14 protein-coding genes are annotated in these 19,989 nt (G+C 35.0%); 6 read left to right on the top strand and 8 right to left on the bottom strand.

From position 1 onward, the window contains the following. The first annotated feature begins 110 nt into the window (after nucleotides 1-110). Both OA85_RS05900 and OA85_RS05895 read left to right on the top strand, forming a co-directional pair. Nucleotides 111-1,403 carry an aminopeptidase P family protein gene (locus tag OA85_RS05900; protein ID WP_039108554.1) on the top strand — a complete coding sequence of 431 codons (1,293 nt, stop codon included), beginning with the start codon at nucleotides 111-113 and terminating at the stop codon, nucleotides 1,401-1,403. A gap of 281 nt (nucleotides 1,404-1,684) precedes the next feature. Beyond that, a complete protein-coding gene (locus OA85_RS05895) occupies nucleotides 1,685-2,485 on the top strand; it encodes a TIGR00266 family protein (RefSeq protein WP_039108553.1) in 801 nt (266 codons plus the stop codon). Nucleotides 2,486-2,522: 37 nt separating this feature from the next. Here the strand turns inward: OA85_RS05895 and OA85_RS17355 are convergent, their stop codons facing one another. Both OA85_RS17355 and OA85_RS05890 read right to left on the bottom strand, forming a co-directional pair. Beyond that, nucleotides 2,523-3,530, bottom strand: coding sequence for an AbiH family protein (locus tag OA85_RS17355; protein WP_052257154.1), 1,008 nt, complete (start codon nucleotides 3,528-3,530; stop codon nucleotides 2,523-2,525). Between the two features lie 17 nt (nucleotides 3,531-3,547). Further along, nucleotides 3,548-3,727, bottom strand: a complete 180-nt coding sequence (locus OA85_RS05890) for an AbiH family protein (protein WP_052257153.1) — start codon at nucleotides 3,725-3,727, stop codon at nucleotides 3,548-3,550. 127 nt (nucleotides 3,728-3,854) lie between these two features. Between OA85_RS05890 and OA85_RS05885 the strand changes: the two genes are divergently transcribed. Then, nucleotides 3,855-4,637 (top strand): alpha/beta fold hydrolase, encoded by a 783-nt coding sequence (locus tag OA85_RS05885; protein WP_039108552.1) that lies wholly within the window; start codon nucleotides 3,855-3,857, stop codon nucleotides 4,635-4,637. Here the strand turns inward: OA85_RS05885 and OA85_RS05880 are convergent. The 4 genes from OA85_RS05880 to OA85_RS17165 all read right to left on the bottom strand — a co-directional run bounded on the left by OA85_RS05880 (nucleotide 4,634) and on the right by OA85_RS17165 (nucleotide 13,916). After that, entirely contained in the window at nucleotides 4,634-7,399 is a 2,766-nt protein-coding gene (locus tag OA85_RS05880) for a PD-(D/E)XK nuclease family protein (RefSeq protein ID WP_039108551.1), read from the bottom strand. The two genes, OA85_RS05885 and OA85_RS05880, sit on opposite strands and share 4 nt — an antisense overlap. Before the next feature lie 63 nt (nucleotides 7,400-7,462). Continuing rightward, complete coding sequence (locus tag OA85_RS05875; RefSeq protein WP_039108550.1) at nucleotides 7,463-8,896, bottom strand: OmpA family protein; 1,434 nt, start codon at nucleotides 8,894-8,896, stop codon at nucleotides 7,463-7,465. A 133-nt stretch (nucleotides 8,897-9,029) separates the two neighbouring features. Then, nucleotides 9,030-10,223 (bottom strand): glycine C-acetyltransferase, encoded by a 1,194-nt coding sequence (kbl, locus tag OA85_RS05870; protein ID WP_039108549.1) that lies wholly within the window; start codon nucleotides 10,221-10,223, stop codon nucleotides 9,030-9,032. A 45-nt stretch (nucleotides 10,224-10,268) separates the two neighbouring features. Then, entirely contained in the window at nucleotides 10,269-13,916 is a 3,648-nt protein-coding gene (locus tag OA85_RS17165; protein WP_082014144.1) for a UvrD-helicase domain-containing protein, read from the bottom strand. 231 nt (nucleotides 13,917-14,147) lie between these two features. On the opposite strand from OA85_RS17165, the gene rbfA reads away from it, so the two are divergent. Both rbfA and OA85_RS05850 read left to right on the top strand, forming a co-directional pair. Further along, complete coding sequence (gene rbfA / locus OA85_RS05855) at nucleotides 14,148-14,540, top strand: 30S ribosome-binding factor RbfA (RefSeq protein WP_039108548.1); 393 nt, start codon at nucleotides 14,148-14,150, stop codon at nucleotides 14,538-14,540. 3 nt (nucleotides 14,541-14,543) lie between these two features. Further along, nucleotides 14,544-15,743, top strand: coding sequence for an FtsX-like permease family protein (locus OA85_RS05850; RefSeq protein ID WP_039108547.1), 1,200 nt, complete (start codon nucleotides 14,544-14,546; stop codon nucleotides 15,741-15,743). Between the two features lie 41 nt (nucleotides 15,744-15,784). Here the strand turns inward: OA85_RS05850 and dusB are convergent, their stop codons facing one another. Further along, entirely contained in the window at nucleotides 15,785-16,777 is a 993-nt protein-coding gene (dusB, locus tag OA85_RS05845; protein ID WP_039108546.1) for a tRNA dihydrouridine synthase DusB, read from the bottom strand. 294 nt (nucleotides 16,778-17,071) lie between these two features. Here dusB and lepA point away from each other — a divergent pair, with 294 nt between their 5' ends. Then, nucleotides 17,072-18,868 carry a translation elongation factor 4 gene (gene lepA, locus OA85_RS05835; RefSeq protein ID WP_039108544.1) on the top strand — a complete coding sequence of 599 codons (1,797 nt, stop codon included), beginning with the start codon at nucleotides 17,072-17,074 and terminating at the stop codon, nucleotides 18,866-18,868. A gap of 139 nt (nucleotides 18,869-19,007) precedes the next feature. On the opposite strand, the gene OA85_RS05830 is transcribed toward lepA, so the two are convergent. Continuing rightward, nucleotides 19,008-19,940 carry a 1-phosphofructokinase family hexose kinase gene (locus OA85_RS05830; protein ID WP_039108543.1) on the bottom strand — a complete coding sequence of 311 codons (933 nt, stop codon included), beginning with the start codon at nucleotides 19,938-19,940 and terminating at the stop codon, nucleotides 19,008-19,010. Nucleotides 19,941-19,989 lie beyond the last annotated feature (49 nt).

Raw genomic sequence — 19,989 nt, 5'->3', positions numbered from 1 at the left:
ACTTCGGTTTATTTTATTTTGTGTTTTTTATTTAAAATTTGACAAATTCATAACAAAAAACGATTTAAACTTAGTATTTTTGAGTAATTAAAAGTTTAAACTGAATTGTTATGAAATACCATCAAATTGACCGGGATTTATTTATAAAAAATCGCACCAAATTCATGGCTCAGATGAAGCCAAAAAGCGTTGCTATTTTCAACTCTAATGATATTTATCCAATAAGTGCCGATAGCACAATGCCTTTTGCACAACACCGCGATATTTTTTATTTAAGCGGAGTGGACCAAGAAGAAAGTATTTTATTGCTTTTTCCTGATGCGCCATACGAACATCAAAGAGAGATGATTTTCTTGAAAGAAACCAGCGAACACATTGCAATTTGGGAAGGCGAAAAACTGACCAAAGAACGCGCTTTTGAAGTTTCAGGAATCAGAACAGTTTATTGGCTACAAGATTTCGAGAAAATTTTATTCGAAATGATGACACATTCGGATACGATTTACATCAACACCAACGAACATTACCGTGCCACCGTAGAAACCGAAACCCGTGAAGCCCGTTTTGTAAAATGGTGGAAAGAGAAATATCCGGCACATGCTGTCGCAAAAAGCAATCCGATATTGCAACGCCTTCGTTCTGTAAAAGAAAGTGAAGAATTGGATTTAATCCAAAATGCCTGCAACATCACTGAAAAAGGATACAGAAGATTATTGTCATTTGTAAAACCAAATGTAACCGAATACGAAATCGAAGCCGAGCTGATTCACGAGTTCATTCGCAACCGTTCTAAAGGTTTTGCTTACACGCCAATTATTGCTTCCGGAAATAATGCCAATGTGTTGCATTACATCGAAAACAACCAACAATGCCACGCAGGTGATTTGATTTTATTGGATGTGGCAGCTGAATATGCGAATTATTCGAGCGACATGACAAGAATGATTCCTGTTTCAGGAAAATTCACCGGCAGACAAAAACAGGTGTACGAAGCCGTTTTACGAGTAAAAAACGAAGCGACCAAAATGCTTACACCAGGAACACTTTGGAAACAATATCATTTTGAAGTGGGAAAAATCATGACTTCTGAGTTGTTAGGTTTGGGATTAATTGACAAAGCCGACGTACAAAACGAAAACCCGGAATGGCCCGCTTACAAAAAATATTTCATGCACGGAACTTCCCATCACATGGGATTGGACACGCATGATTATGGAATCCTGACAGAACCAATGCAAGCCAATATGGTTTTCACCGTAGAACCGGGAATTTACATTCCTGCTGAAGGTTTCGGAATCCGTTTAGAGGACAATGTAATCGTTCAGGAAACTGGCGAACCATTTAATTTGATGCGCAACATTCCTATTGAAGTCGACGAAATTGAAACGTTGATGAACAGTTAAACTCGTTTCAAATGTTTATATCCAGAACGGCTTACAGCAATGTAGGCCGTTTTTTATTTGGGCACAACCCAGCCTCCGTAAACTCCGGCTGCGTCGGGCTATCCGCTGTAAGTCCTCGCACCGCAAAAAAAATGCGGCGCTGTGGGCTTTTCGCTATTATCCCTTGCGCGCTTCAACGAGAAAATCTATAACTCCACAACATCAATTCCAAAATCCATCTTAAAACTGTAACTTTATAATCCAACTTCCGACTTATTTAAAAAAATTAAATAACAGAAATCATGCAAGCACACGAAATAGACTACCACATATATGGCGAGGAAATGCAATATGTGGAAATAGAATTAGATCCACAAGAAATTGTAATTGCCGAAGCAGGAAGTTTTATGATGATGGACAATAATATCCAAATGGAAACCATCTTTGGCGACGGTTCCGGACAACAAACCGGATTGTTTGGTAAACTTTTAAGCGCTGGAAAAAGAGTCCTAACTGGCGAAAGTCTTTTCATGACAGCGTTCATCAATCAAAACAATACTAAAAGTAAGGTTTCCTTCGCATCACCTTATCCCGGGAAAATAATTCCGATTGACTTAACCCAATTTGGCGGAAAATTCATTTGCCAGAAAGATGCGTTTTTATGTGCTGCCAAAGGCGTTTCTATTGGAATCGAATTCTCTAAAAAACTCGGTCGTGGACTTTTTGGTGGTGAAGGTTTCATTATGCAAAAAATAGAAGGAGACGGAATGGCGTTTGTGCATACTGGCGGAACATTAGCCAAAAAAGAATTAGCGACAGGCGAAATCCTAAAAGTCGACACGGGTTGTATCGTAGGTTTTACTAAAGATGTCGATTATGATATTGAATTTATTGGTGGCATCAAGAATTCTATTTTTGGCGGCGAAGGTTTGTTTTACGCCACACTTCGCGGTCCTGGAACGGTTTACGTACAATCCTTGCCTTTCAGCCGACTTGCCGACAGAATCATCGCATCAGCACCAAAAGCAGGCGGTAGCAGTCGTGACGAAGGCAGTATATTAGGCGGATTAGGGAATCTTCTCGATGGTGATAATCGATTTTAATTTTCATAAACGGCTTTCAGAAATGGGAGCCGTTTTTTTATAAAAAAAAATGCGAATCTCCACTAATAACAATTTTACGACTAAATTCACGATTAGTATTTTCAATATCTAATTCGACAAAATAAAGCCGACCTACCTTTTCCATTTCAACGACATCATTCTTATCTATTATACTGAATAAATTTTTCAATTTATGTTCTCTATCATGAGAACTGTGATAAAATACGCATATTCTAGAATTTCCACTTAAATCAAATTCTAGAAACTTAAATAAGGCGGAAATATATTCTTTATCTGATTCATCTAAAGAGTGTCCAATAATATAAAAAATTGTCTCCTCAAGTCCGCTTTTTTTATCTATTGGTATCTCAATAAATTTTCTATTAGAGTTTTTCTTTATCCTTTGATAATATTTAGCAAAATCATACGCTTTAATTATTTTAACATCATCAGGAATTTCGCTAATTCCAAAAACTAAATTTTGGATTTCATTATTCGCGTGCATTTCTCCATGTAAATAAACCACTTTGGATTTATCAACACCATAAAAATTTTCTAACGTTGGGGTATAATTGAATGTAAATATTTGATTGATTAAATGAAAAGGAATAATGTGATTATGGGTTTTATTTTCATAAAATACCCCCAATATATCAACTAAATATCGATTAAAAATGGAAATAAACTCCTCAAATGAATTTGATAAATCACTCAATATATCCTTACTTTTAATTTCACGTTTCCTTTTATCTAAATATTTTTCTGTAACACTAAAAACTTCTTTATCATCCAATTTATGCTCAATAATCCCAAACAAATTAAAATCAGAATAATTTATAGAAATATCTCTGAAATAATTGACTTTTTTGGATTGAGTAGTCTCTGATTTCAATAAAATTGATATTTGTTTCAGAATATTTTCAATTTCCATTTCAAAATCAATCCAAGTTTCTATCTCTATTACATTCTTAAAATATTTGTACCATAAGTTATTCTGTAATGAAACTTTCAAATCATTAATTTTATCTAATTTAAATTTAGCCACTTCATAATTTTCAACAATTAACTTGTAATCGACTTCATATTCATTTTTAAAAAATGACCCAAATAAATCTTCAAATGAAATATCTTTGAAAAATTATTTTCCTCAATAGCCTTCATTATTGACATAAAATGTCCATACTTTGTTGGCAAATGATGAAATAAATCAAATCCGTTTCCTGTAATTAAAATCTTAGCCATATTTATAAAATGCTTTTCTCAAATATACTATTTTTATTACAACCTATTCGTGATTTGCTTACACTACCTTATATTTCCTAAATGGTTAAAAAAATAAAGTGTTATTTTTGTAGACTAAATTTCCATTTTGAAACAAATTCTCTTTAAAAACACCTCTATTTCCTATTCCGATACCGGGAAAGGAACCGCTATTGTCTTGCTCCATGGTTTCTTGGAAAACAAAGGCATGTGGGATTTTTATATTCCTGAGTTTGCTAAAAAAAACCGCGTCATCACAATTGATTTATTGGGACATGGCGAAACGGAATGTTTGAGTTACGTACAAACGATGGAGGATAATGCTGATGCAGTTCACGCTGTTTTATCGGAATTACGTATCAGGAAAGCCATTTTTGTAGGACATTCTATGGGAGGTTATGTGGCTTTGGCTTTCGCTGAATTATATCCGGAAAATATAAAAGGATTGGTTTTATTAAATTCAACAACAAGAGCTGATAGTGAGGAGCGAAAAATAAATCGGGACCGAGCTATCAAAGCCGTAAAACAATCTTTCATAAATTTTGTTTCACTATCCATCGCTAATTTATTCAGCGAATCCAACAGAGAAAGACTTTCGTCAGAAATTGAAAGAGTAAAAAAAGAAGCTTTAAAAACGCCACTTCAAGGAATCGTTGCTTCACTCGAAGGAATGAAAACAAGAAAAGACCGGGAAGTTTTATTGCACCTCACACCCTATCCAAAACTATTAATTCTAGGTGAAAAAGATCCTGTTTTAAATTACGAAGAGACTAAAGAACAACTAGAAAACACTACTGTACAATTCGCAAATTTTCCAGACGGACACATGAGTCATATTGAGAACAAAGAGGAATTATTGAAAGTATTGTTAACTTTTTTTAAAGGCATCTAAATTATTTTCTCTTCAAAAGAAATATTCTGATCTAAAATTTCACTCAACAAAATAACAATCTGTTCGAGGTAATTACTCAAAATTTCTTCATCTATAATTGAATTTATTTCTTTGTCTTCTTTAAAATTAAACGGAAGAAAACCTGCCTTCAAGTTTTTAAAAGAAATAATTCCTGCTTCAATTGGCTTACCTTTAGCTTCATGCTCATACATATAAGCATATGCCAGGACCTGAATGATTTTGTCGCTTTTAATATCTTCGGTTAATCCTTTCCATGATTTCAAAGTGACGCTTGCTTTTTCTACTTTTCCCGTTTTGTAATCGATAATTCTAATGATTCCGTTACGCTCTTCAATTCTATCTACATTTCCTTTTATCAATACCGGAAAAGGCAAATTAGGATGATTTAAAGTACGTCCGAATGTTTGTTCCAAAGCGATGATTTTGATTGCATCACCATTCTTAATACTTTCCAATTCCACTTTCAGGAAATTTGAAACATTACGCTTCGCCACTTCAAAAGCCAATAAATTTCTTCCTTTTTTAATTTCACCTTCTTTATAAACCAATTTGAATTGCTGGAGAACCTCAGCATCAATTTGTTTGAAACAATTTAAAATATTACTTTCCGAAATGAATTTTCCAATAAACGGCTCATATAAAACTTTCAAGGTTTCATGAATAATAGTTCCCAAAGTATTTAATGCTATATTTTCCTCGACTTCTTCGACTTCACTGATGCGTAAAATCTTCTGGAAATAAAACTGAATTGGATTTCGGATATAACTCGTCAATGCGGACGGAGAGAAACCTTTCTCTGCAATTTCTTTCAATCGCACCATAACACTTTCCGATTTTGGAATTACCATTGGCTGATAGGCTGTTTCAGGTAAAACAGCATTATAAATTTCATGAGTAAGCGTATGATTTTTTTGTTTTTCAACTTCCAGTTGGGTGATAAATCTACTTTTTTCACCCGCATCTAAACCTTCACTTTCGGTATTATAAAGCAAGTAAATATTTTTGGCACGTTGTAATAAATGATAGAAATGATAGGTATAAATAGCATCTTTTTCTTTGAATGTCGGCAATCCCAATTCGCGTTTCACATCATACGGAATAAAAGAATTTTGCGATTTCCCTGCCGGAAATTTCCCTTCATTCATCGAAGTAACAATTACAGTCTCAAAATCCAAAACACGACTTTCTAAAACTCCCATAATCTGCAAACCATTCAAAGGTTCTCCTTCAAAGGAAACTTCTGCCAAATCAATTACTTGTTTGTAAATAGCATAAAGCGTTTCTATTTTATCAATATGTTCATGCTTCGAATAGTAATTAATTAGTTTATTAATCACTTTGAAAATAGCAAAAACAAAAGCTTTGGTAATTTTCTCTTCTTCGTTATCATTACTTAAATTGTTCTTTATAGTCTGCAATAATTTAGAAATTGTCTCTAATACCGGAATCGAACCATGCTCCCATTTTTGGAATAACAATAGAAACAACTCAGTTGGATCAGTATTCAATTCCATCAATTTATGATGGGTAATAAATGTGTAATTGTTTTGATTGATAATTTTGACTAGCGCATTGGTTTTCGCATACGGTTCCACCAAAGGATGCGTCAAAATATCCAAGACATCTTTGTAATACAACACATAGCTTTTGGCATTTCTGGACAAAGCATTCGTATGCATTTTAAATAATTTTGCAATCAAAATCTGGGCAGGATTATTCTTACTCGAATAACCCATCGTAATATTCAAAGCACCAACGCTTGACGGTAACGAATATAAAAGTGGAACTAAAAGATTTTCCTCGCCTAGAACTACAGCCACTTTATCCAGCTTGCCGTCGGGATTTTCATTGACGACATTTTCAATAATACTTCCGGCTATTTTGGCTTGACCGATTGTCTTCGGCGTTCCAATAACCTTGATGTTTTTAGTCTGCGAAAAATCATTTACAATCCATTCAAAAGGATGCGATTTATAATGTTTCCAACTTTCTTTGAAACGGCGCACAAACAGTCCAGCATCATGATATGGGTCATTAAGGAAGGTTTGATCGACATCCCAATATATTTTGGCTTGATCAGAAGCAATAAGGTGTTGGATTATTTTTTCCTCCGCGGCATTCAGCGCATTAAAACCTGCAAACAGGAATTGCTTATTTTGCACTGAATTCGAAAAATGGTTTAGGTTATTTACCGCTTCACGATAAATCAAACCTTGATAACCGATTCCTTTATTCAATAAATGACTATAAAGTGATTGATAGTAATTAGGCAGTAATTTCCAAAAATCAATATATTTCTCTAATAATGCAGTCTTATTTTCAACTTCAATTCCCCATTTTTTGATGTCTTCGATATCTTTTAGATACGAAAGAACGTGGGATGGTTCCAATAAATAGCGATCTATCTCATTAAAATCCTGTAGTAGTGTTTTCGCCCAATTTGCAAACAATTCGAATGATTGTTGGTTTGCTTTATCAGTAACAGACAGATAGACTTCATAGAATTCGAATAATAGCTCAATCGGATCAATAGTACGAATGCCTGCTATGTCTTGAATAAAATCTTCAATACTTATAATTTCAGGAGAAAGTATATTTGAGGTCACCTGATTTTTCAGCGCTTCAATCAAAAATATTTTTGCCCTTTTGTTTGGCAAAACTACAATCGTATTGGATAGATTATTTGAATATTTTTCAATTAAAACTGTGGCTATTTTATCTAAAAAAGAAGTATTTGTCATTTTATAAAAATAAAAAAAACGCCCCGATAAATCGAGGCGTTTTCTAAAAAATTTTGAAGTAGATTATTTTTGTAACAACACTTCAGTTCTTCTATTTTGAGCTTTACCTTTAGCTGTTTTATTTGTTGCAACTGGTGAACTTTCACCAAAACCTATTGCATTTAAATTATCAGCACTAATACCTCTTTCAGTCAAAGCATTTTTAACAACATTTGCTCTAGCTTCAGAAAGTTTTTGATTGTATGCATCTGAACCATCGCTATCTGTGTGTCCTTCTATACGGAATTTAGCATTAGGATAGTTTTTAAGAATATTTGCCATAGCATCTAGTCTAGCAGGAACGTCAGCTGTTTTAAAAGTAGCTTTACCTGAATTAAAGTAAACTGCTCTAGCTTGAATTTTAAGATTGTCTAAAGCTTCAGTAGTTACTTCAGGACATCCTTTGTTACTAGCTGGACCAGCAACAGTAGGACAAGCATCATCTTTATCTAAAACTGAATCACCATCAGTATCTGGCCAAGGGCAACCTGCATTTTCTTTAGGACCTGCAACAGTTGGACATTTGTCATCTTTATCAGCAATTCCATCTCCGTCAGCATCTGGACAACCTTTTAAAGCAGCTAAACCAGCAACTTCTGGACAAGCATCATCTTTATCAGCAATTCCATCTCCATCAGTATCAGGACATCCGTTTAATGCAGCTAAACCAGCAACTTCTGGACAAGCATCAGCACTATCTTGAATTCCATCTCCATCAGTGTCAGGACATCCATTGAATTGTTTCAAACCAGCAACTTCTGGACAAGCATCATCTTTATCATATATTCCATCACCATCTGTATCTTTACCACCGAATTTGAAGATAAGACCTGCAGTATGTTGGAAATGAGAAGGAGAATCAATAACTCCATTAGCATCATCTCTATCTCCAAAAGATTTTTTGTAAGTAGTTGTTAATGAAAGTCCAATATTTTCAGTAAACCAGATATTCAATCCAGCTCCTGGATTAACAGTTCCAAAACTGTCTTTTCCTAAGAATGTATAACCACCACCAACAGCAAGAGAAGGATCAATTACTTTAGATTTAATTAAGTTCATGAAACTATATCTAATAGTACCATCGATACCATAATACATTAAATCCCCTGGGTTAGTTACAATATAACCACGAGAATCATGACCCGGAGCAGTTGGACGAAAATAAACTGCTTTTGTAATTTTATTTACTGATCCAGAAAGTCCAAATGAGAAATTATCTCCAATGTATCTAGATACACTTAAATAAGATACAGAAGGAAGAATATTCCAGTTGTCTTTAACAGCGAATGGCTGGGAAAAATGCGCATCTAGCCAATTATGACCACCAGCTGCACTAGCTTTAGTGTCAACGGCATTAACCCCAAAAGAGATTGCCCATGGATTGTTACTGTCTTGTGCGTGAGAACTTAAACCCATCACCATCATTACAGCAACTAAAAGTTTGTTAAGATGTTTCATACTTAATTTTTTTAATTACAATTTAGTTAATTATAGACAAAAGTAACTCGTAAATTTTTAACTACAAAATGAAATGTTAAAAAAAACAATAATATTAGAGGCAAAGTGGAAATTATATAACTTTCAATAAAAATTATATAACTTTTAACAAACGCCCAACTTCAACAAAAGCGCTAATTGCCTTGTCTATATGCGCTGTTGTATGTGCTGCAGATAGCTGCACACGAATTCTGGCTTTATCCTTAGGAACTACAGGAAAGAAAAAACCAATAACATAAATACCTCTTTTTAAAAGCTCATCAGCCATAGTTTGAGATAACTTAGCATCATAAAGCATCACAGGAACAATCGCAGAATCTCCGTCGATGATATCAAAACCTGCTTTTTTCATACCTTCTTTAAAATAGTTGGTATTCCACTCCAATTTATCCCTTAAAACCGTATCTCTTTCTAATATTTCAAAAACTTTGATAGAAGCACCTACAATTGCTGGCGCCAAAGAATTTGAAAACAAATAAGGTCTGGATCTTTGACGTAATATTTCAATAATTTCTTTTTTGGCTGTTGTATAACCGCCCATGGCTCCACCAAGTGCTTTTCCTAATGTACCCGTAATAATATCTACACGACCCATTACACCTTTCGCTTCAAGCGTACCTTTTCCGGTTGCACCTATGAATCCAGCGGCATGACATTCATCAACCATGACCATGGCATCATATTTATCCGCTAAATCACAAATCTTATCCAAAGGGGCCACAACACCGTCCATAGAGAAAACACCATCAGTAACAATTAATTTGAAACGCGTTCCAGCTTCCGTAGCTTTAATCAGTTGTTGTTCCAAATCTTCCATATTGCTATTTTCATAACGATAACGTACTGCTTTACACAAACGAACGCCATCAATAATAGAAGCATGATTCAAACTATCAGAAATAATACAGTCTTGTTCTCCTAACAAAGGCTCAAAAACACCACCGTTAGCATCAAAAGCTGCCGCATAAAGAATAGTATCTTCTGTCCCGTAAAATTCAGAAATCTTTTTTTCTAGTGTTTTATGGATATCCTGAGTTCCACAAATAAAACGAACCGACGACATTCCGAAACCATGCGTATCCAAAGCATCTTTAGCAGCCTGAATTACTTCAGGGTGTGATGATAATCCAAGATAATTATTAGCACAAAAATTCAAAACTGTCTCACCTGTCGAAATAGTGATTTCGGCTCCTTGCGGAGAAGTGATGATTCTTTCTTTTTTGAAAATTCCGTTATCTTCAATAGTTTGCAATTCTGACTGTAAGTATTCTTTGATTTTTCCGTACATTTTATCTGTTTATTAAAGCCGTTATTTATTCCTTTCAATAGTAGGTTACAAATTTACTACATCGATTTCTTTCCCTATGTATACCAATGCCTTTTTAACTACTTTGTATCCCATTTTCTCAATAGCATCCTGATAATTCTCCAATTGCTGTTGGTATTTAACATTATGTGTTCCAGTTTTATAATCCAACAACAATACTTCTTTGTTTTTTGTCAAAACCATTCGGTCCGGTTTTACTGTTTTTCCTTCTTTTTGAATAATAGTTTGTTCATTTAAAACTTCATTCCCTTCAGCAAAACAAATCTCTAATTCACTATGATTAACAATTTCTTGAATCGTATTAAAAACCGTCTCTTTTTGACTAAAAGTTATCAATCCGTTTTCAATGGATTTTGTAATTGCCAAATCAACATCGTTTTTAGTTTTGACAAAAGATAGAATTTCGTGAATAACATTCCCATATTCGATAGCTTCTTGTTGGAGTGTCCCCCACATTAAAGCTTCGCGTTGTGCTATTTTTATATTCTTTGGATTCAAAATTTCTGAAACTAAAGGAATCGTTTTTGAAGTATCAATGTGTCGCTGCCCTACAGATAATTTCGTTTTATTTCCAAATTCATATTCTAATTTACCTTCATCGAACTCCCCTTTGCTTCCCAAATAATTAATGAAAAAGGCACACATATTATTTTTTGGAACTTCTCCTTTGTTGGACAAATTCATATTTGAAATTACATACAATTGCTCTTCAGCACGGGTTAAAGCCACGTACAAAACATTGATATTATCCAATAATTCTTCCTGTTTCTTTTGATTGTAAACGAATGATGCTTCCTCTCCAAATCCTTCTACCGCGCTACTATTGTCAATTAAAACTTTTGGTAGACCGAAATCTTGTTCCTCAGCATTAAGCCATAATTTATCTTTTGGTTTTCGATTATAATCTTCTTCGGCAAAAGGAAAAATAACGACCGGAAATTCCAATCCTTTCGATTTATGAATAGTCATAATTCGGACTGCATTATTTCCTTCGGGAGACGGAATACTAAATTTCTCTGCATTTTTATCCCAGAAATTTAAGAAGTCCGAAATACCTGCTTGATTCCGAATGTCTCTTTCGAGAACAATGTCTAGGAAATATTGAACGTAAGCATTCCCCTCCCCGACCCTCCCCGAAGGGGAGGGAGCCGAAACTGATAAATTGGAGTTTTGAATTTCTTCTTGTTGAATTAATTCTTCTTTTATTTTATTTAATACATCTGAAATACACTTTATTACTTGCTCATTGGTAAATCGAATGACTTTATAACCTAATTTACTTAGAATCTCAGTTCTGTTTTTGTCTAACTGAATTTGTTCTTCAGTAAAATGATAATCTCCATCAACTTCGACTACTAATTTTTTTGACAAACAAACAAAATCAACAATAAAATCATCTATCAAATGTTGTTGTCTAAATTTACTTCCTAAAGATTGTGATTTGAGTTCAGACCAAAGTATTTTTTCAGCATTAGTTGGATTTTTCCTCATCGCTTTAGCCTTATCGATTGAAAGATGAGAATAATTTCCGCCAGTCATGTATCCTAATTTATTTGATTCAATAAGACGATTTTTATCCACACAGCTCACTATTCCGTCACCCCTTCCTTCGGAGGGGGCTGGGGGGAGGAATTTACTTATTATAGTTTCCACTGCCTCATACAATGATTTTTTTCTAATGCTTTGAAACGAAAGCGAAACATCAAAACTCATCAACCAATTTTCGAAATCAGTTTCCTGAAATAACGCCATTCCCTGAGCGATAAAATCATGAATCGGTAATTTATCCTGACTGTTTTGTGCTAAATATTGAAGAAAGTTTGCTTTGGATTCCAAGTCAGAACTATTTTTCAAGTATTTTAATAAATGAATAATCAATCGAACTTCAGTGGCATTTTGAATCATCAAAGTTTCCGAAGACAAAAGTGGAATTCCTTGTTCCGTCAAATAATTAGCAATCGCAATTCCCTGATCTCGTTTTCGGGTCAGAATCACAATATCTTTGTATTGAAAGCCTTGTTTCAAGGTTTTTTGAATCGTGTTTAAAGTTGCTAAAACATACAAATCAGTTTTGTCTAAAACTTCTTCATCTTCTTCCGAAGTTTCTACTTTTGGAATGAAAGAAATATTTACGTAGCCCCCAGTTTTATCATTAGTTTTTTGATGACTGTGATTTTCATACAAATCTTTATAATCCAAATGTTCGAATTCATTCGATAACAATTTAAAAAAATCATTGTTGAATTCGATTATCTGTGAGTAAGAACGGTAATTTTTATCTAAATGTTCTAATTTTTTATCTGGATTATTGAACGGATTTTGGTCTTTACTCAATTCAATAAACTGTTCCGCTTTTCCACCACGCCAGCGGTAAATAGATTGTTTTGGGTCACCTACAATCATCAAAGTTCCTTTTACACCAAAATCATCTTGACCCGAAAGCGCATTATCAATAAGCGGAATCAGGTTCTGCCATTGCATTTCGGAAGTATCCTGAAATTCATCGATAAAAAAATGACGGTAGCGCTCGCCCAATCGTTCATATATAAAAGGTGCGGGTTGATTTTGAATCTCACGATGGATAATCGCATTAAATTCGGAAATAGAAAGCACATTTTGTTCTTTCTGGATTTTGGTTAATTCATTGCTGACCGTATTTAATAATGACAAAGGTGTAATGTTTTTCAAGAACGCTTTGTAGAAATTTATCTTTTCGAAAGCTGTATAAACTTTAGTCAGGATTTGCAAAAATTCAGGAATTAGATTTTCGATAATCGCACGATCTTTAGCTGTTTTATTGATAGCAATATCATCAAACTCATGAAAAGTTTTATTCTTGGGATTGAATTTTCCTTGCTGAATACTATTAATATGATTCGGAAAAGTACCTCTAGAAAAGGATTTGATGTCAATTCCATTTTTGTCAATTAATGACAATACTTCTTCCGCAAAAATAATAGTTTGCTTTTCTAAGTTTTTACAGGCTTCGGCTAGTTTGTTTTTTATTTCAACAAACTCAGCAATGGATTTATCTTGAAAATGAGTGATTTCGTTTCTGTTGTTTTCATTGAGAACTAAACGACCGGTATCGAGAATCTCTCGTGAAATATCCCAAGATTTGTCATCATCGGTTTTTTCCATCGTGAAATCGATGAGTAGCTTGGTTAATGTTTCATCTTCTCCGGCTTGGGCGATGATGGCATCGACAGCTTCAATCAATAAATTCTCAGTATCCAAAGTGACTTCAAAAGTCATAGGTAAATTCAAATCGTGTGCAAAAGCACGAATCACTTTATGTGTGAATTTATCAATGGTGGAAATATCAAAAGCAGCATAATTATGAATAATGTGCTTGATGATTTGCTGTGATTTGGTTTTTATTTCAATGATAGAAAGTTCGGTATCTACGGCCAAATCCTGCATTAAATCCTGTGCTTTTGAACTTGGTTCGTCTTTGGCAAATTCGGACAAACTGCCTACGATTCGGCTTTTCATTTCGTGAACCGCTTTGTTGGTAAACGTAATCGCGAGAATGTTTCGATAGGCGTCATTCTTTTTTGCAACAAGGATAATTTTTAGGTATTCTTTGACAAGCGCATAGGTTTTTCCAGAACCTGCCGATGCGTCGTATATGGAGAATGAAGGTCTTTGCATTAACATTTTAGATTTCTGATTAACGATTTTAGATTTCTGATTTAGAATTAGCGTTCTAATTTCCTAAATCTCCTAGCCCTGATAGAAACGGCATCCTTTCTTGCCGGTGTTCGGCAGGAAAGATATAGTGAACAGCAGGAAATAGCTCCTAAAAACGCAACAATTTCTAGGTTACTTTTAAAATTTGTCCCGAAACTTCGGGATAAAACTTAAAAGTAGTATTTTTGCAGCATGGAAACAAATAGACAGAAAAAAATAGGTGGGGTTATCCAAAAAGATTTGGTTGACATTCTACAAGGTGAAGTGAGAAAAAACGGATTGGCTAATTTAATCATTTCGGTATCCAAGGTTACTGTAACTACAGATTTATCAGTAGCTACAGTGCATTTAAGCGTTTTCCCTCAGGACAAAGCAAAAGAAATTTTAGAGGCGGTTAAGTCCAATTCTAAAACCATAAAACATGATTTATCACAACGTGTTCGTTTACAATTAAGAAAAGTTCCCAATTTGGTTTTCTTTATCGACGACTCTTTGGACTATATTGAAAAAATTGACAATGCCTTAGCCAACAAAGACAATCCTATAGAAAACAGAGATCTTTTGGACAAACGCAGATTTCAATAAAATTTGAATTTTCCCCTTTACATAGCCAAACGCTATATTCGTAGCAATAGTAAAAACAATGCGATTAATATTATCAATCGAATTGCCAGCATGGGAATTATTGTTGGCGCAATGGCTTTGTTTGTGGTTTTATCTGTTTTTAGCGGGTTAAAAGTTTTTAGTCTTTCGTTTACGAATGATATCGACCCTGATTTAAAAATAAGCAGTACTTTAGGGAAATCATTCCTTATTTCTCCAAATCAGGAAAGCCAAATCAAAAAAATTGACGGCTTAGCTTCTTATACTAAGATAATCGAAGAGCGTGTTTTATTTACTTTTGACGGAAAGCAGGAAGTCACTTATCTTAAGGGAGTTGATTCCAACTTTAGCAAAGTAAATGCTATTGAAAAGAAACTTTTCAACGGGCTATGGCTTAAACCGGACACCTATCAAGTAGTCGTTGGTTACGGAATTGCCCAGAAATTCTCGATGGGCTTGCTTGATTTTAATCATCAATTGGAAGTTTTAGTTCCAAAACCCGGAAAAGGAGCAATCGAAAATCCGGAACAGGCTTTTAACAAAACGGATATTATTCCTGTTGGGATTTATGCCATAAGCGAAGACCTTGATTCTAAATATGTTTTTGCCGATTTAGGTTTAGCCCAAGAATTATTGGAATACAAAACCAATCAAGTTTCGGGGATTGAAATAAAAGAAAAAGCTGGTGCTGATGAAACTGTCATTACAGACCAACTCCAAACTATTTTTAATAATACAATTACCGTAAAAAATAGAGCGCAACTCAACGAATCGCTCTATAAAATGTTGAACACCGAGAATATTGCGGTGTATTTGATTTTTACTTTAGTGATTGTTGTGGCTCTTTTCAACTTAATTGGCGCACTAATTATGATGATTTTGGATAAAAAAGGAAACTTAAAAACCTTATTTAATCTTGGAACTGAAATCAAAGATTTGCGAAAAATATTCCTGCTTCAAGGCACTTTATTGAGTGTTTTTGGCGGAATAATAGGTTTAGTTTTAGGGATTATAATTGTGTTACTGCAACAACATTTTCAATTGGTTATGATTACACCCACACTGGCATATCCCGTAGTTTTTTCTCTCGAAAATGTATTGATTGTTATGGGAACGATTGTCACACTTGGTTTTATCGCTTCGCTGATTGCAAGTAGTCGCGTGAGTAAAAAGTTGTTGAATTAAAACCAAACTAACCCTTTTAGGGCTTAAAACCCTAAAAGAGTCTAAACAACCTCATAACCCGCATACGCTTCTTCAATCTCATTCAAAGCGGCGAACAACTCTTCAGGTCGATCTAGCGTTACTAATTTTTGCTTAAAGGGTTTAAAAGAATGAATTCCTTTGAAATAATTGGTATAATGTGGTCTCGTTTCCACAATTCCTAATCTTTCACCTTTCCATTCCATTGCCCAAGTGAGGTGATTTCTCACCGCTTCTACTCTATCAATAACTGTGGGTTTTGGCAAATGTTCTCCAGTTTTAAAGTAATGTTTGATTTCGTCAAAAATCCAAGGATAACCAATGGCGGCGCGACCAATCATAATTCCGTCGATGCCGTATTCGTTTTTATAGTGTAATGCTTTTTCTGGAGAATCGATATCACCGTTTCCAAAAATAGGCATCGTGATTCTTGGGTTATTTTTTACTCGGGCGATGTGCGACCAATCCGAGTGTCCTTTATACATTTGGGCACGAGTTCTGGCATGTATACTCAAAGCTGCAACACCAATATCTTGTAAACGTTCCGCAACTTCATCAATATTAATGGAATTATCGTCCCAACCCAAACGCGTTTTTACGGTTACAGGCAAATGGGTACTATCGATAACGGCCTGAGTCAAACGAATCATCAAATCAACGTCTTTTAAAACTCCGGCTCCGGCTCCTTTACAAACTACTTTTTTAACAGGACAGCCAAAATTAATATCTATTAAATCCGGGTTTACTGCCGAAACAATTTTGGAAGACATAGCCATTGCTTCCTCGTCACCACCAAAAATCTGGATTCCTACAGGTCTTTCGTAATCGAAAATATCTAATTTCATTCGGCTTTTGATAGCGTCACGAATTAAACCTTCGGAAGAAATAAATTCCGAATACATTAAATCAGCACCATGAGCTTTACACAATCTGCGGAAAGGCGGATCGCTCACATCTTCCATAGGTGCGAGAAGTAAAGGGAATTCGGGTAATATTATGTTGCCAATCTTGACCATCTTCATTTATTTTGGTGCAAAATTACGTTTTTTAGATGAAAGGATAAAAGAAGAAAGAAGAAAGACTTAGTATTAAACCAATTAGTTTGCGAATTCGGGACTTTGAAACTGTTGAATTTAGCTTATATTTGCAGATTAATTGTCGCTGTTTGGCGATTGCGTGAGGGATTGCAGCAAAAATCCTTTTCCTTTTTCTTTAAAAAGGAAAAGATTGTAGCGGAAAGCCCGACCCTTGTGGTCACGCCCTGAAATAAATTCAGGGTAAACCCAAATAAATTTGATATTATTTAGAACATGAAACATATTAGGAATTTTTGCATTATTGCACATATTGATCACGGGAAAAGCACGCTTGCTGACCGATTATTAGGCGCAACACAAACAGTAACCGCCCGTGAAGAAAAAGCGCAATTGCTTGATAACATGGACTTGGAACGCGAACGTGGGATTACGATTAAGAGTCACGCGATTCAGATGGAATACACGTATAAAGGACAAGAATACATCTTGAATTTGATTGATACTCCTGGACACGTGGATTTTTCGTATGAGGTTTCTCGTTCGATTGCGGCTTGTGAAGGCGCACTTTTAATTGTAGACGCAGCGCAAAGTATCCAAGCACAAACGATTTCGAATTTATACTTGGCTTTGGAAAATGACTTGGAAATTATTCCAGTTTTGAATAAAGTGGATTTACCAAGTGCCAATCCTGAAGAAGTAAGCGATGATATCGTGGACTTGTTAGGTTGCAAACTGGAAGATATTATTCATGCTTCGGGTAAAACCGGTTTGGGTGTAGAAAATATTTTGGCAGCAATTATCGAAAGAATTCCTCCTCCATCAGGAAATGTTGACGAACCTTTACAAGCGTTGATTTTTGACTCTCATTATAATCCGTTTCGAGGAATTGAAGTTATTTTTCGTGTAAAAAACGGCCAGATTAAAAAAGGCCAGAAGATTAAGTTCATGGCTACCGGAAATGAATATTTTGCGGACGAGATTGGTACTTTGAAATTAAATCAAGTTCCGAAACAAGTCATTTCAGCAGGAGATGTTGGGTATTTAATTTCTGGAATTAAAGAAGCAAAAGAAGTAAAAGTAGGAGATACGTTGACGGATGCGAAAACGCCAACAACAAATATAATTACTGGTTTTGAAGATGTGAAACCAATGGTTTTTGCGGGAATTTATCCAGTGGATACTGAAGATTATGAGGAGTTGAGAAACTCTATGGAAAAATTGCAGCTGAATGATGCTTCGTTGGTGTTTTTACCGGAAAGTTCAGCGGCTTTGGGATTTGGTTTCCGTTGCGGATTCTTGGGAATGTTGCACATGGAAATTATCCAGGAGCGTTTGGAGAGAGAGTTTAACATGACTGTTATTACTACAGTTCCCAACGTTTCATATCTCGCTTACACCAAAAAAGATCCTACAACACCGCTTATCGTAAATAATCCTTCGGACTTGCCGGAGCCTTCTCGTTTAGACCATGTTGAAGAACCTTTTATTAAAGCTACTATCATCACTAAATCTGATTATGTTGGGAATGTAATGAGTTTGTGTATCGAAAAACGTGGGTTGATTACTAATCAAACATATTTGACTACGGAACGTGTAGAGTTGACTTTTGATATGCCGTTGGCAGAGATTGTATTTGACTTTTATGACCGTTTGAAAACCGTTTCTAAAGGATATGCTTCCTTTGATTATACGCCAATTGGAATGAGAACTTCTAATTTGGTTAAAGTTGACATCTTATTGAACGCTACAATTGTGGATGCTTTATCATCTTTAATGCATGCCGATAATGCGTATTCTATTGGTAAAAAAATGTGTGAGAAACTGAAAGAATTAATTCCACGTCAACAATTTGATATTCCTGTTCAAGCTGCTATTGGGGTGAAAGTTATTTCGCGTGAAACGATAAAAGCATTGCGTAAAGACGTTACCGCCAAATGTTATGGTGGAGATATTTCCCGTAAACGTAAATTATTGGAAAAACAGAAAAAAGGTAAAAAACGTATGAGATTGGTTGGAAATGTTGAAATTCCACAAGAAGCGTTTATGGCTGTTTTGAAATTGAACGATTAATCCCCCTAACCCCTGAAGAGGGAATTAGAAAATATATAGAAACCTGATGATGTAAAAATTATCAGGTTTTTTTGTTTTTCGGTATCGTAGTAGAGTTGCACTGCAGTGCAACTCTACATAACATGTAACTATAATACATTTATTTATCCTTCAACCATTCAAACAATCGTTTTGCATCTTCGAATTTAAACAATTGGGTTCCTTCATTCATCGTCGCTGCTGAACCGCAAGCGACACCCCAACGAATGACTTCTTTCAGGCTTTTATTTTGCGAAAGCGCCCAAACCATCCCACCAACCATGCTATCACCGGCACCTACCGTACTTTTTTTGGCAACATTGGGAGCAGGGACAAATTCATAAGAATCTTTTGTAACCAATACTGCGCCTTGTGGACCAAGGGAAACGACTACAATTTCGGCTCCACCTTTGGCAATGATTTGTTTTGCAGCTTGGTTTACTTCTTCCAGTTCCAATCGCTCCACACCTATTAATTTTGCCAATTCTCCAACATTAGGTTTGATCATATAAACACCAATTTCTAATGCTTTTTTTAATGATTCCCCAGAGGTGTCCACAATTAACTTCGCATTTGATTTTTTTGTTATTTCAGCGATTTTTTGATAAAAATCTACTGATAACCCTTCGTTCAAACTACCACTGGCTACAAGGAATTTTAGTTCAAAATTAGCTATGGTTTCTAATATTCTTTTGCTTTCTTCTTCTAAAATTTTTCCTCCTGTAAATCCAAATCGGTATTGTGAATTTGTATTATCATCCACAGCTACAAAACTTTCTCTTGTCCAAGTTTGGACTTCGATTGCTTTAAATTCAACCGATTCTTTAGCCACCAATTCCTCAAGCATTTTACCCATTGGTCCACCAGAAGTAAATACCGCTAAAGACGTTCCTCCTAGACGGGAGATTACCTTAGAAACATTGATTCCTCCTCCTCCCGCATCATAACGAGGCTCATCACATCGTATTTTTTGTTCCGGGACTAACCCTTTAAAATGAGTGCTTTTATCTAAAGCAGGATTAACTGTAAGCGTAACTATATCAAATGACTTCATTTTTCACGAATTTAATACTCTAAAGGTCGGATAAAATTGATAGAATTTG

It is taken from the genome of Flavobacterium sp. AED, assembly GCF_000812945.1.
Classification (GTDB): domain Bacteria; phylum Bacteroidota; class Bacteroidia; order Flavobacteriales; family Flavobacteriaceae; genus Flavobacterium.
This window is presented reverse-complemented; position numbering and strand designations above follow the sequence as displayed.